The organism is Lysinibacillus sp. GW247-5R2A (assembly GCF_059424475.1).
In genome coordinates this window covers 26,343-39,493 of the sequence record NZ_JBWKZL010000009.1, presented here as the reverse complement: position 1 = coordinate 39,493, position 13,151 = coordinate 26,343, and the positions used below count along the sequence as shown (strand labels likewise).

14 protein-coding genes and 1 tRNA gene are annotated in these 13,151 nt (G+C 38.7%); 1 reads left to right on the top strand and 14 read right to left on the bottom strand.

Going from position 1 to position 13,151, the window contains the following annotated elements; translation table 11 throughout:
• Positions 1-51 precede the first annotated feature (51 nt).
• Positions 52-846 carry a basic amino acid ABC transporter substrate-binding protein gene (locus tag AC07YC_RS14560; RefSeq protein WP_336637117.1) on the bottom strand — a complete coding sequence of 265 codons (795 nt, stop codon included), beginning with the start codon at positions 844-846 and terminating at the stop codon, positions 52-54.
• Positions 847-1,345: 499 nt separating this feature from the next.
• Positions 1,346-1,420, bottom strand: a tRNA-Arg gene (locus tag AC07YC_RS14555).
• A 317-nt stretch (positions 1,421-1,737) separates the two neighbouring features.
• On the opposite strand from AC07YC_RS14555, the gene clpP reads away from it, so the two are divergent.
• Positions 1,738-2,331 (top strand): ATP-dependent Clp endopeptidase proteolytic subunit ClpP, encoded by a 594-nt coding sequence (gene clpP, locus AC07YC_RS14550; RefSeq protein ID WP_008173241.1) that lies wholly within the window; start codon positions 1,738-1,740, stop codon positions 2,329-2,331.
• Between the two features lie 51 nt (positions 2,332-2,382).
• Here the strand turns inward: clpP and AC07YC_RS14545 are convergent, their stop codons facing one another.
• From AC07YC_RS14545 to hisD, 12 genes are all read right to left on the bottom strand, one after another.
• Complete coding sequence (locus AC07YC_RS14545; RefSeq protein WP_004228023.1) at positions 2,383-2,640, bottom strand: HPr family phosphocarrier protein; 258 nt, start codon at positions 2,638-2,640, stop codon at positions 2,383-2,385.
• A 113-nt stretch (positions 2,641-2,753) separates the two neighbouring features.
• Complete coding sequence (whiA, locus tag AC07YC_RS14540) at positions 2,754-3,701, bottom strand: DNA-binding protein WhiA (protein ID WP_025116558.1); 948 nt, start codon at positions 3,699-3,701, stop codon at positions 2,754-2,756.
• A gap of 88 nt (positions 3,702-3,789) precedes the next feature.
• Positions 3,790-4,758 (bottom strand): gluconeogenesis factor YvcK family protein, encoded by a 969-nt coding sequence (locus AC07YC_RS14535; RefSeq protein ID WP_494919735.1) that lies wholly within the window; start codon positions 4,756-4,758, stop codon positions 3,790-3,792.
• A 4-nt stretch (positions 4,759-4,762) separates the two neighbouring features.
• Positions 4,763-5,656 carry an RNase adapter RapZ gene (rapZ, locus tag AC07YC_RS14530; RefSeq protein WP_494919734.1) on the bottom strand — a complete coding sequence of 298 codons (894 nt, stop codon included), beginning with the start codon at positions 5,654-5,656 and terminating at the stop codon, positions 4,763-4,765.
• 9 nt (positions 5,657-5,665) lie between these two features.
• On the bottom strand, positions 5,666-6,133 hold the full coding sequence (locus AC07YC_RS14525; RefSeq protein WP_249660920.1) for an NUDIX domain-containing protein: 468 nt from the start codon (positions 6,131-6,133) through the stop codon (positions 5,666-5,668).
• Positions 6,134-6,461: 328 nt separating this feature from the next.
• On the bottom strand, positions 6,462-7,406 hold the full coding sequence (trxB, locus tag AC07YC_RS14520) for a thioredoxin-disulfide reductase (RefSeq protein WP_494919733.1): 945 nt from the start codon (positions 7,404-7,406) through the stop codon (positions 6,462-6,464).
• Between the two features lie 231 nt (positions 7,407-7,637).
• Positions 7,638-9,161: a tetratricopeptide repeat protein gene (locus tag AC07YC_RS14515; protein ID WP_494919732.1), complete on the bottom strand. Its 1,524-nt coding sequence runs from the start codon at positions 9,159-9,161 to the stop codon at positions 7,638-7,640.
• A 90-nt stretch (positions 9,162-9,251) separates the two neighbouring features.
• Entirely contained in the window at positions 9,252-9,869 is a 618-nt protein-coding gene (gene hisIE, locus AC07YC_RS14510; RefSeq protein ID WP_494919731.1) for a bifunctional phosphoribosyl-AMP cyclohydrolase/phosphoribosyl-ATP diphosphatase HisIE, read from the bottom strand.
• Positions 9,866-10,627: an imidazole glycerol phosphate synthase subunit HisF gene (hisF, locus tag AC07YC_RS14505; protein ID WP_494919730.1), complete on the bottom strand. Its 762-nt coding sequence runs from the start codon at positions 10,625-10,627 to the stop codon at positions 9,866-9,868. Before hisF ends, hisIE begins: the two co-directional genes overlap by 4 nt.
• Positions 10,621-11,253, bottom strand: coding sequence for an imidazole glycerol phosphate synthase subunit HisH (gene hisH / locus AC07YC_RS14500; RefSeq protein WP_494919729.1), 633 nt, complete (start codon positions 11,251-11,253; stop codon positions 10,621-10,623). The genes hisF and hisH overlap by 7 nt, the downstream gene beginning before the upstream one ends.
• Complete coding sequence (hisB, locus tag AC07YC_RS14495; protein ID WP_426761543.1) at positions 11,250-11,849, bottom strand: imidazoleglycerol-phosphate dehydratase HisB; 600 nt, start codon at positions 11,847-11,849, stop codon at positions 11,250-11,252. Before hisB ends, hisH begins: the two co-directional genes overlap by 4 nt.
• Before the next feature lie 4 nt (positions 11,850-11,853).
• Positions 11,854-13,128, bottom strand: coding sequence for a histidinol dehydrogenase (gene hisD, locus AC07YC_RS14490; RefSeq protein ID WP_494919728.1), 1,275 nt, complete (start codon positions 13,126-13,128; stop codon positions 11,854-11,856).
• Between the last annotated feature and the right edge of the window lie 23 nt (positions 13,129-13,151).

Below are 13,151 nucleotides of genomic sequence, written 5' to 3'. Positions count from 1 at the left end.
CATCCATTAAATGAGTCGCTAGCATACTGCTTGGCGAGTGGCATTACCATATTATTCGAAATCAGTACCTGTAATTTCTTTTAATTTACCGTTTTCTTTAATCTTTTTCAGACCTTCATTTAATTTATCTAATAGCTCTTTATTCCCCTTTTGAACCATAAAGCCATAATATTCTTTTTCGAATGCGTCATCTTGAATGACTTTAATTTTTTGATCTGGATGCGCTTTAATATATTCGTATACTACCGCATTGTCTCCAATAGCTGCGTCAACATTACCATTTAGCATTTCTTGAATTGCGATTGGCTGACTTTCAAAAGCCATAATATTTGTACTTGCTTCACCTTGTAACTTTTTAGCTGCCATATGGCCAGTAGCATTAATTTGTACGGACACCTTTTTATCTTTTAATTCTTCTAATGATTTAATCTTTGAATCTTCTTTCACAACAATTAATAATTGAGATTCATAGTATGGCTCAGTAAAATCGAATGATTCTTTGCGCTCATCTGTAATTGTAATCCCTGAAGCACCAATATGTGTTTCACCGTTTTTAATTGTTTGGAAAACAGGTTCCCAACCAATATTATTCCACTCTACCTCGAAATCCATTTCATCAGCAATTGCTTTTAAAATATCGACATCAATCCCTACAATTTTCCCTTTATCGTCAACAGATTCAAACGGTGCAAAAGTTGCTTCTGTACCTACTTTATATACTTTCTTGCCATCCGCACCTTCTGAAGGTGTGCTACCAGAAGAAGCATTGTCCTTTGTGCCACATCCTGCAAGTGCTAAAGTTAGCGCTGCTATCATCATAAGTAACATCCAAGCTGTTTTTTTCATTGCATTTCCCCCTATTTCGATAATTTTCCATCCTGCGTATTATTTTTCGCAATTCGGAAATGTTAGACTATTAGGTCAATTATATTAATATTATAGTATTTGCACAACAACTTTTCGCATAAAACTAAATATTTTTTCATATTAATGAATGGTAAAGCTACTTAAATAGAAAAAATAAGCATTAATAACAAGAAAACGAACCTAAAACTAATATATATACAATAGGAGCAATGTCAAATTTCGATAAATTTAAACAAAAAAAAAGAATCCCCTCAGAAAGGATTCTTTTTTTCGGCTATTCCTAGCCTTCACGGACAGTATGTTCACTAAAAAATAATTTGGAGTTGTTGCTTTCTTGAAGGTTTGAAAGGCATAAATAGGGGAATAATGCCAACTAGGACAGTATTCCCATTACTTTTCCTCTCTATCCCCACTAAGCAGGCTGCTAAACTACTTATTAGGAGATTGAGCTATTACAGTATATCAATATTCAGTAAAATGGCGCCCTCGGAGGGAATCGAACCCCCAGTGCAAGAACCGGAATCTTACGTGTTATCCATTACACCACGAGGGCAAAAAACACAAAAAAAAAGTACTCACCCTAGGCTTGCGAAAAGCATGATGTAGATAATCCTCTTTTGAAGCATACCTGCAAAATAGTGTCCTGTACTTTCAAACTTATAACCTTACCTATTATACAAACGTATCACATATAATTCAACCATAGAATGCAAAAAAGAATTTATTTTTTTATTTTAATTAATTTCACTTTAGCAGGGTTAATATTTGACCTTCCCTGACTATAATGTGTATGATAAGGTTACAGCTGAAATAAACAATGTAGATTTCAGCAAAGGTAATCGAATTTAGTTTTTTGAAGGAGGATTTAACATGAATTTAATTCCTACAGTTATTGAACAAACAAGCCGTGGTGAGCGTGCATATGACATTTATTCACGTCTACTTAAAGACCGCATTATCCTTTTAGGAAGTGCTATCGATGACAATGTGGCAAACTCAATTGTCGCACAGCTACTTTTCCTACAAGCAGAAGATCCAGACAAAGACATTTCTCTTTACATTAATTCGCCAGGTGGATCAATTACGGCTGGTATGGCTATTTATGACACAATGCAAATTATTAAGCCAAAAGTTCAAACGATTTGTATTGGTATGGCTGCATCAATGGGAGCTTTCTTACTTGCTGCGGGTGAACCTGGTAAACGTTTTGCATTACCAAATGCGGAAGTAATGATTCACCAACCACTAGGTGGCGCACAAGGTCAAGCGACAGAAATTGAAATTGCTGCTAAACGTATTTTATTCTTACGTGAAAAATTAAACGGTATTTTATCTGAACGCACTGGTCAACCACTTGAAGTCATTGCAAGAGACACAGATCGTGATAACTTCATGACAGCTGAACGTGCAAAAGAATATGGTTTAATCGATCACATTATGCACCGTAGTACGGATAATAAATAATACTAAAAAGCCTCCCAGAAAATTACTCTGAGAGGCATTTTTATTTGTTTGTTAATCTTCATTTTCAATAATTGTAGCTAATGCTGTAACCGCTTGCTCAGCATCATTGCCTTCACTACTTAACGTTACTTCGGTACCTTTCGCAACCGCTAAGCTCATAACACCCATTATCGATTTGGCATTCACTTTTTTTTCATCTTTTTCTAGAAAGATATCCGCACTGAAACGATTGGCCTCCTGCACAAATAGTGCCGCTTGTCTAGCTTGTAGTCCTAATTTTAATTTAACCTGGACTCTTCTCTCGATCATTCTCAAAACTCCCCTTCACTACCGTTCATCTATTAGTTTTATCTTACCTTACTTACTAGCAAAAGAACAATAAGCGATTACGCATGACATTCATACCTGAAAAGTATGAAAACTTAACCACCTATTTTTTCACCGCGTCTTAATGCATCTGCTATTTCGTCTATTTTTCTTAAACGATGGTTGACACCTGATTTGCTGACGTTGCCACTGGATACCATTTCACCAAGTTCTTTTAACGTAACATCTTGATATTCTACTCGTAATCGTGCAATTTCACGAAGCTTTTCTGGTAGTTGGTCAAGTCCAATAGAATTTTCAATAAATCGAATATTCTCTACCTGCCGTAATGCTGCTCCAATTGTTTTGTTTAGATTGGCCGTTTCACAGTTCACAATACGATTGACACTATTGCGCATGTCTCGCAATATCCTAACATCCTCAAATTTCATCATTGCCTGATGGGCGCCTACAATATTAAGGAAATCAGAAATTTTTTCAGCTTCCTTTAAATAAGTAACAAAGCCTTTTTTACGTTCAATTGTTTTGGCATTGAGTTCAAATTCATTCATTAAATCCATCAATGCCTCACCATGTTCTTTATATAAGGAATAAATTTCCAAATGATAGGCGGACGTTTCTGGGTTATTGACAGAGCCTCCTGCTAAAAATGCACCTCTTAAATAGGCTCTTTTTTGACCATTTTTTTTAATGAGCTTTCTTGAGATCGTATGATTAAATTGAAAGTCGTCTGAGATGATTTCTAAATCAATTAACAGCTCGCGCGCTCCTTCTCTTACACGGCAAATATATACGTTATTTTTTTTCAATCGCATTTTCTTACGAACTAGCAATTCCACATTGTACGGATACAATTTCTTCATAATCGTATATAATCTTCTTGCAATTGCAGCGTTTTCAGTTTGCACGTCCAAACTTAGTTGTTTATTCGCAAAGGATAATGAACCATTCATACGAATTAGGGCAGAAACTTCTGCTTTCATACAATGATTGTCCGCTTCTATTTGGGTTAATTCCTTTTTCGTTTCAGAAGCAAAAGACATATCACGCCCCCCTTTCAATCATAATTTCTATGTATATGTTCATCTTACCATATACAATAAACACTTTATGTTTCTATTATCAGTTCTCTTACCGATCATAAATACCGGCATAATCTACCAGCCACTCTGCAACATTCGTAGCATTATGTCGAACCGTACCATCTGATCGAATTGTAGCAATATCGCGCCTTATAACCTCTAATCCCATACTTTCAAGCTTTGCCACATCAAATGTCACTGGCTCTGCTCTTTCTTCTTTATACAATTCTTTTACAGGATTCGGTAATTCTTCATCATTCACTAAAATCGAATCAATAAAGGAAGCGCCAACATGCTTATGTATGGCCGATACATGATCACCTGCTGTATAAGAAATGGTTTCACCTTTTTGTGTCATTAAATTACAAACATATATTTTTCTTCCTTTAGCTCTCACAACTGCTTCCCCAATCTCTTTGACAAGGAGATTTGGAATAATACTTGTGTATAAGCTTCCTGGGCCAATTAATATATAGTCTGCACGCTGAATTGCTCGAATAGCTTCTGGTAACGGTTGCACGTTTTCGGGTACTAAAAAAACGCGATCAATGCGTTTTGTCGCTGTTGGGATTTTTGATTCACCTTCAATGATTGAACCATCCTCTAACACAGCATGTAAGTTAATTTTTTTATTGGCTGCGGGTATTACACGGCCATGTACTTTTAATACCTTCCCCATCTCACTTATAGCATGGTTAAAATCACCAGTAATATCAGTAAGTGCTGTTAGCATTAGGTTCCCTAAGGAATGACCACGTAAATCCTCTGACGCTGAAAAACGGTATTGAAACATTTGCTCCACTAGCGGTTCAATATCTGATAATGCCGCAATGACATTACGAACATCACCTGGTGGTGGGATATCATAATCATCTCGTAAACGTCCTGAAGAGCCGCCATCGTCTGCTACCGTCACAATAGCAGTAATATCAAATGGATGGTGCTTGAGCCCACGAAGTAATGTAGATAGTCCTGTTCCACCACCAATTACCACAATCTTTGTTTGCTTTTTCCCCATTCACTCATTCCTTTCTACGATTAATATCACGATGCGTAATAACCGTATTCTCTTTGCTGGCTAAATAAGCCCCAAAAAACTCTGCTAAAGTTACTGAACGATGCTGACCACCGGTACAACCAAAAGCGATAACGAGTTGTGATTTACCTTCTTGTCGATAAAGAGGAATCATAAAGTCGAACAAATCCGTTAGTTTTTGTATAAGTATTTGCGTATCTTCCAAGGCTAAAACATAGGAGGATACTTCTGTTTGAAGACCCGTCTTTGGGCGTAGCTCTTCTACATAATACGGATTTTTAAGGAAACGAACATCGAACACTAAGTCTGCATCAATTGGCATACCATGCTTGAAGCCAAAAGACATGATGTTTACGGTAAAAATAGTATCTGCTTCACTGGCAAATTCTTTAACGATCTTTTCACGTAATTGCTTTGGTTTCATGTTAGATGTGTTATAAACAAAATTAGCACGGCCTTTTACTTCCGATAAAAGCGCTCGCTCTTGCTTAATACCATCTAAAGGTAAGCCACTTACTGCCAATGGATGGGCTCTTCTTGTTTCTTTATAACGTCTTACTAATGTGGAATCATCTGCATCTAAAAATAAAATACGAGCTACAATGTCGCCTTCTTTTAGTATATGGTCTAACGCCCCAATAAGCGCATCAAAAAAGTTACCTCCACGCATATCCATCACTGCCGCAATACGTGTACTATTCTTTCCAGAATCTCTGAGCAGAGTTAAAAAAGTTGTAAGTAACGCAGGTGGTAAATTATCAATACAGTAATACCCTAAATCTTCAAAGCTTTGAATAGCTACGGTCTTCCCAGCTCCAGACATTCCTGTAATAATAACCAATTCATGTGTACTTTGTTGGCCTTCAACCACCACTGTCATGCAACTCCTTTATTGTTCTTTTGATATTTGTATTTTCTGATGAAGTAATTCAAAATTCGTTGTATAGTCAAACGTGCCATACTGAATACCGGATTGCGAAATAGCAAATCGTAAATTAGTGCGATCTCCTTCAGCCATTGGCAAATGTGCTAAATCCTCTACTGGGTGCCATGCAAGTTTACCTTCTCTAGTTTCTACAAACGGTACACCGTCTACATCCTTAGCAACAAATGTATACAGCATCCATTCATCTACGACTTCATCATTTTCTTTAATGACCATCGTATAAACACCCTTTAGGTGTACATGTAAAGGTATAACATTTGTCTCTTCCTGAAATTCACGAATAGCAGCCTCAAAGATGGACTCACCGCTTTCCATTTTTCCACCCGGAGCAACGTACCAACCTCGTCTTGGTTTCTGAAGTAATAATACTTTACCGTCTTTTACGGCAATTAAATTTGCAATTCTTTGCATAGGCACACCTCTAATCACTTTTGCATTCTACTCTCCATTATAGCAAGACACTGCAAGATTTGTCCTCATTTACAACTCTCATACATAGACATTTAACAATTTAGTTTTATCGAAGAATTTATTGAAAAAAAGCTCATGCCCTTTTCATGATCTATACAAATAAAAAAGTAGGTTGTTCCCACCTAATTGAGGCGGAAACAACCTACTAAACAAAATAAAAGGGGGATTGCTAATTACACTTTTAATCATACACCTTTTATATGTCATTCAAGTTACAACAATATTAAAACCACATTAAAATTGTATTTTTCTCCTTAAAATAGCCAAGTTATGCATTAATTTTCTCTAATAGCTCTTCTACATAATGCTGTACAGCTTGAGCCGCAATACTGCCATCACCAGTCGCTGTAACAATTTGACGAAGTGATTTTTCACGTACATCTCCAGCTGCAAAGATACCTGGAATTGTTGTTTCCATATTATCATTTGTCAAAATATAACCAGCATCATTTAAAATACCTAAAGATTCAAATGGCTTTGTTAAAGGTAGCATACCGATATACACAAACACACCATCTGTTGTAAACTCAGATTCAGTCCCATCCACAGTTGATTGTAGTGTAACACTGCCCACTTTACCATTAGCTTCATTAATTTCTTTTACTGTAGCATTCCAAATGAAATCAATTTTGTCATTGGCAAAGGCACGATCTTGGAGGATTTTTTGTGCACGTAATTTATCACGACGGTGGACAATTGTTACTTTATCAGCAAAGCGTGTTAAATATACGCCCTCTTCTACAGCTGAATCTCCTCCGCCAACAACTACAAGATTTTTTTGTTTAAAGAACGCGCCATCACAAACTGCACAGTAGCTGACACCACGGCCGCCAAGTTCTTTTTCACCAGGCACACCCATTTTTTTATACTCTGCACCAGTTGTAATAATAATGGAACGTGTTTTATATTCTTTTGTACCTGATTTAATTGTTTTAAATTCTTCCCCGTCGATGATTTCTGTTACATCGCCATAGGCATATTCAGCACCGAATTTTTTAGCATGGTCAAACATTTTTGTAGAAAGCTCAGGTCCTAAAATTGTATCGAAACCAGGATAGTTTTCTACTTCTTCAGTGTTGGCCATTTGTCCACCAGGGATTCCTCGTTCAATCATAAGCGTTGCCAAATTAGCACGTGATGTATAAACAGCAGCAGTCATCCCAGCAGGACCTGCACCAATAATGACCACATCATAAATTTTTTCTTCCGACATAAATACTTCCCCCTAAACAGAATACTTTTTATCTTCATTCAACAAATAGTAGTGAAAGTGTAACGTCACCTACATATGATCCCACCTTACAATAGAGGGGATGAAGATAAACCATTGGCAACTAGCAAGGAGTAACACTCAAACGCAATGTTGCCAGGGCAAATTCTTGATAACGTTAGTATGTTCATCGTATGTGAAAGTATAAAGTTATTCAACTATGTTGCTCACACACTAATTATGACTGTCTGGTAAAAAAGCTAAAATTTCTTCAATATACTTCGATAAAGTGGCAACAGATACTCCATATTGTTGAGCTATTTCTTTTTTTGTCACCTTAAGCATTTGAGAAGATCTAAATAAATAATCATTTGCTCCTGCAATCGCTACAGGATTTGTAAAACGATAATTTTGAATTAAAGCTTGTTCACACAGGACAAACCACATTTGAAACATAGGTACAATCAATGATGATAATTTGCCATACTGCTCTAATAAAATTTCTGGCACATTTACAGCACGTAAAAAGCTGGCCTCTACTTTGTTTTTCTTATCAAATTCATGACCAAGTGCATAGGCTAAAAATAATTTCTCAAACGCACCGAATTGCTCGATATTGACCCATTTAGGATGGGCGATTATTTCTTGCTTATGAGCCGTATCCTTCAATAAAAACAATCCAAAGATACGTTCACTTGGATAGCTACTTTCTAATTTTTCAACGATAAAATTCCGATCATGTTCCAACGCATCCAGTGCAAATTCATTTTCATGTTGGCGCCAAGGTTCAAAGCCCTCTTTATCTGGGTCTACCTCTAGCAGTTGACCCCAAGCACTTTTAGAAACCTCCTCATGCCCAGAAAAATAAGCAGCATGGGATAACCAGAAATAAAAGCCTGCGTCGCCTACATAGCCTCTTTTTTGCATACTGCGCAACCATTTATAGGCTAATTCATATTGCCCTATTAAAGCTAAGGTAGCACCTAGTTTATAACGATGCTCCCATGTATATGGCTGAATTTTAACAAGGATATTTAATAGCTCTTGCAAATCTTCTTCATTCTTTTCGTAATACGCAATCACCGTTAAGTTACAAAGTGCATGTAAGTTTCCCTTATTTTCACGTAGTACCGTATGTAAGAGAGCCTTCGCCTGTTCCTCTTCTCCAACATAAAAATAAGCAAGTGCAAGATTATTATAGGCCGACCAAAAGGCTGGTCGATCTTCAATTAAATCTTCTAAAATAGTAATAGCTTCAGGAAAGTCGCCCTTCTCCATATGACGGCGAGCCTGTTCCTGACGATATAAATCCTCACCAGATCCTTCAAGCTCCTCAAATTCATCCTGCTCGAATGCGACAAATTCTAAAATTTCTGCTGCTTCATCTGCATAAGCACCTTCAGGCTCTAGCTGTAAATACTCTTCAGCAAAGCGTTTTGCATCCTGCATGATTCCTACACAGCCTGACACTTCCGCCATGTAAAAAATAATTTCCGGATTATCGGGGTCAATTTGATAGGCACGACGAAGCAGATCATACGCTTCTTCAAAACGTTGACCTTCTAACTCTACAATAGCAAGCTGCAAGATTATCATAGGATCATCTGGGCTAAGATCAACTGCACGCTGCAAATATTTATAAGCTTTATTCATTTGTCCACTGTTCATAGCTTGAATTGATTTTTTATAATAATAGTCGCCTGTTGGAATGAACGACACTATATTTGATTGGTTCTTATTTTGACGTTTCTTTTCCAATACATTTCCTCCGAAACAAGAAATAAGGAACGTATTAAACGTTCCTTTACACAGTAAACCCTATTATACCATACAATTAATAATATGCTGTTATTTCTCCTCGTGACGTTTTTTCAACACATGAAGAACATCATATATACTTACCTTTTGTTCTTGCAGTAATACTAGTAGGTGATAAATTAAATCAGCGGCCTCCCACTTTACTTCTTCTGCATCCCGATTTTTGGCCCCAATAACAACCTCTGTCGCTTCCTCACCAACTTTTTTACAGATTTTATCGATGCCCTTGTCAAATAGATATGTAGTATAAGCTCCTACAGGCATTTCCTGTTCTCTCTTTTCAATAACACTTACAAGTTTTGCAATCATTTCTACAGAGCCGACTTCAGCATTTTGCTGTACCACCTCCGTAAAGCAAGTAGTTGTACCATTATGACAGGCTGGACCATCTGGTAAAACCTCCACAACTAATGCATCTTGATCGCAGTCTGTTTTAATGGCGACAACCTTTTGTGTATAACCACTTGTCGCTCCCTTATGCCAAAGCTCTTGACGTGAACGAGAATAAAACCAAGTTTCACCTGATTCGATCGTTTTAACTAATGACTCTTTATTCATATAAGCCACTGTCAGTACTTCCTTCGTATTGGCATCCTGTACAACTGCCGGTACAAGACCTTTCTCATCAAATCGAATACGTTCTATCATCGTACTGCCACTCCTTTTTCACGTAAGTATTCTTTCACTTGGGCTACGCTTGTTTCTTTATAATGGAAGATGGAAGCTGCAAGTGCTGCATCTGCATCAACTTCTTCTGCTAATACTTCGTAAAAATGTTCGGCATTTCCTGCTCCACCACTTGCAATAACAGGGACTGTCACAGCCTCTCGTACTGCTTTTGTTAATCCCAAATCAAAGCCAGATTTTTCCCCATCTTGATTCATACTAGTTAATAAAATCTCACCTGCTCCTAAGCGCACCGCTTCCTTTGCCCAGTCAATAGCTGTCCAAGTAGTTTTGTTGCGCCCACCATGGGTATAAACCATCCATGTACCGTCCTCTTCACTATAGCGAGCATCGATGGCCACGACGATGCATTGGGCACCAAAGAAATCGGAGCCTTCTTGAATAAGGGCAGGACGCTCTAAAGCGGAAGTATTAACAGAAACTTTATCCGCACCAGCGCGTAAAATATGCTTCATATCATCCAACGTCCGAATACCTCCACCAACTGTAAAAGGAATCGCTAATGTGGCAGCACTTTGTCGAACTACATCTATCATTGTTTCGCGACCTTCATGTGAAGCAGATATATCTAAAAATACGAGCTCATCTGCGCCTTGTTCATCATAGAATTTTGCTAGTTCCACTGGGTCACCAGCATCTCGAATGGATACAAATTGTATCCCTTTTACAACACGGCCCTCCTTGACATCTAGACAGGGGATAATTCGTTTCGTTAGCATGCTTTCACACCTTTCAGCCATTGCTCCAATAAATATACGCCCAGCTCACCTGATTTTTCAGGGTGAAATTGCATCCCTGTCACGGAACCTTTCGTTACAATACCTGGAACTCGTATGCCACAATAGTCTGCATAAGCAACAAGCTCAGACTCCTCAATATGAGTGGCATAAAACGAATGAACGAAATAGACATGCTTTGCAGGGGCACTATTTTCTAACCAAGCAGGACGATTCGTCATCACCAATTCGTTCCAGCCCATATGGGGCACTCGATATCCCCGCCCCTCATTTGTTCCACTAAATCGCTTAATTTGTCCCTTAAAGAAACCTAAGCCATTTGTTGATGTGACCTCATCACTTTGTTCAAATAATAATTGCATCCCTAAACAAATGCCTAAAAGAGGGCGGTTTTGGCTTTGGGCTTTATGTAAATAACGATCTAATTTAGTTTCTGCTAAACGCTTTCTAGCATCCGGGAATGCCCCGACTCCTGGTAATAGTAATGCATCTGTAGCATCTAGCGTTTGTTCATCAGCTGTCACAACCACCTCACAGCCCAGTCGATTTAATGCTTGAACCACGCTAAATAAATTCCCCATACCATAATCAATCACACCAATTTTCACGTTAACAGCCCCTTAGTCGATGGTACTCCTTTAACACGTGGATCAATTTCTACGGCAGCATCAATCGCTCTAGCTAATGCTTTAAAAATCGCCTCAATGATATGGTGCGTATTATGTCCATAGGGTACAATCACATGTACATTCATTCGTGCCTCCAAGGCAAATTTCCATAAGAACTCATGCACTAATTCTGTATCAAAAGTTCCCACCTTTTCTTTTAAAGCGGGCACACGGTATTCTAAGTGTGGGCGATTCGAGCAATCAACCACCACCTGTGCAAGTGCATCATCCATTGGCACAAATGCCGTTCCATAGCGTTTAATGCCCCTCTTATCGCCAAGTGCTTCTCGAATTGCTTGCCCTAACACAATGCCAAGATCCTCCGTAGTATGGTGATCATCGATATAGGTATCCCCATTCGCATGGATGGTCCCGTCAAAAAGGCCATGCTTGATAAATAAATCCAGCATATGGTCCATAAACCCTACGCCTGTTTTAATATTTGCCTTCCCTTCACCATCTAAATTGATAGCTATTGAAATTTGCGTTTCATTAGTTGTTCGCTCTACTTGTGCAAATCGTTTCTTTTCCGTCATTGTCTTATTCCTTCTTCCATCCGCGAGATTCCACCGCACGTGCATGCCCCTCTAAGCCTTCCATACGTGCAAGACGGGCAATTTTTGGTGCATTGGCTTGCCAAGTTTTTTCACTGTAATAAACAATACTTGATTTTTTCACAAAATCATCTACGTTTAAGCCACTAGCAAAACGAGCTGTGCTATTGGTTGGTAACACATGATTGGTCCCCGCAAAATAATCACCAACAGGCTCTGAACTATAACGACCAATAAAAATACCACCTGCATGCCTTATTTGTTCAGCGATCGCCTCAGCATTTTTTGTCATAATTTCTAAATGCTCCGGTGCTAATGAATTAATCGCTTCCACTGCATCTGATACCGTATCAGCTATATAAATGACCCCAAAATTTTCGATTGAAGCACGCGCTACTTCTTGACGTGGTAAAATTTCCAATTGCTTTTCAACTTCTTCAGCTACCTTTTTGGCCAATTCCTCTGAGGTCGTGACGAGAATAGCACAAGCTAAAGGGTCATGCTCTGCTTGTGATAATAGATCTGCAGCAATTTCGTCTGGAAATGCAGTGTCATCAGCTAATATTGCAATTTCGCTTGGTCCCGCAATCATATCAATTGCAACCTCTCCAAATACCTCCCGTTTAGCAAGGGCTACATAAATATTCCCTGGGCCTGTAATTTTATCGACTGGTGCGATGGTCTCTGTGCCATATGCAAGAGCAGCAATCGCTTGTGCCCCACCAATTTTATAGATTTCATCAATCCCTAAAAGCTGAGCCGCCACTAGGACACCTGCTGGTATTCTTCCATCGCGGCCTGCCGGTGAAGCAATCACGATTCGCTTCACACCAGCCACCTGTGCTGGAATCACATTCATTAGCACGGATGATGGGTATGCTGCTGTACCGCCAGGAACATATAACCCTACTGCATCTAGAGCTGTTACACGTTGTCCTAGCCAAGAACCGTCTCCAAGCTCTAAGCGATAGCCGTGTCGTGACTGTTGTTCATGATAAAAGCGAATATTCTTGGCCGCTTCTGCCAAATCCTGATAGAGTTGTTGGTCAAGGTCATTTACGGCTTCTTGTATTTCTTCCTTTGTGACCCACAAGCTTGCAGGCATATATCCGTCCCACCGTTCTGTATAGGCACGTAACGCTACGTCCCCCTGTTTCCTGACATCTGCTAGCACCTGTCTTACAACTGTTAACTGTTCCTCATTTCCTCCTTCAAGTGGTCTTTTTAAGGAAATACCCTTTGCTAGTTTTGTTATTTTCATACAATTAAACCCCTTCAGTTACT

Bases quoted from the DNA above. Each gene is read 5' to 3' on its own strand.
- hisB (WP_426761543.1), bottom strand. From the start codon at position 11,849: ATGACGGAAAAGAAACGATTTGCACAAGTAGAGCGAACAACTAATGAA.
- hisD (WP_494919728.1), bottom strand. From the start codon at position 13,128: ATGAAAATAACAAAACTAGCAAAGGGTATTTCCTTAAAAAGACCACTT.
- rapZ (WP_494919734.1), bottom strand. From the start codon at position 5,656: ATGACAGTGGTGGTTGAAGGCCAACAAAGTACACATGAATTGGTTATT.
- whiA (WP_025116558.1), bottom strand. From the start codon at position 3,701: ATGTCTTTTGCTTCTGAAACGAAAAAGGAATTAACCCAAATAGAAGCG.
- AC07YC_RS14525 (WP_249660920.1), bottom strand. From the start codon at position 6,133: ATGCAAAGAATTGCAAATTTAATTGCCGTAAAAGACGGTAAAGTATTA.
- hisIE (WP_494919731.1), bottom strand. From the start codon at position 9,869: ATGATAGAACGTATTCGATTTGATGAGAAAGGTCTTGTACCGGCAGTT.
- trxB (WP_494919733.1), bottom strand. From the start codon at position 7,406: ATGTCGGAAGAAAAAATTTATGATGTGGTCATTATTGGTGCAGGTCCT.
- hisF (WP_494919730.1), bottom strand. From the start codon at position 10,627: ATGCTAACGAAACGAATTATCCCCTGTCTAGATGTCAAGGAGGGCCGT.
- AC07YC_RS14535 (WP_494919735.1), bottom strand. From the start codon at position 4,758: ATGGGGAAAAAGCAAACAAAGATTGTGGTAATTGGTGGTGGAACAGGA.
- clpP (WP_008173241.1), top strand. From the start codon at position 1,738: ATGAATTTAATTCCTACAGTTATTGAACAAACAAGCCGTGGTGAGCGT.
- AC07YC_RS14545 (WP_004228023.1), bottom strand. From the start codon at position 2,640: ATGATCGAGAGAAGAGTCCAGGTTAAATTAAAATTAGGACTACAAGCT.
- AC07YC_RS14560 (WP_336637117.1), bottom strand. From the start codon at position 846: ATGAAAAAAACAGCTTGGATGTTACTTATGATGATAGCAGCGCTAACT.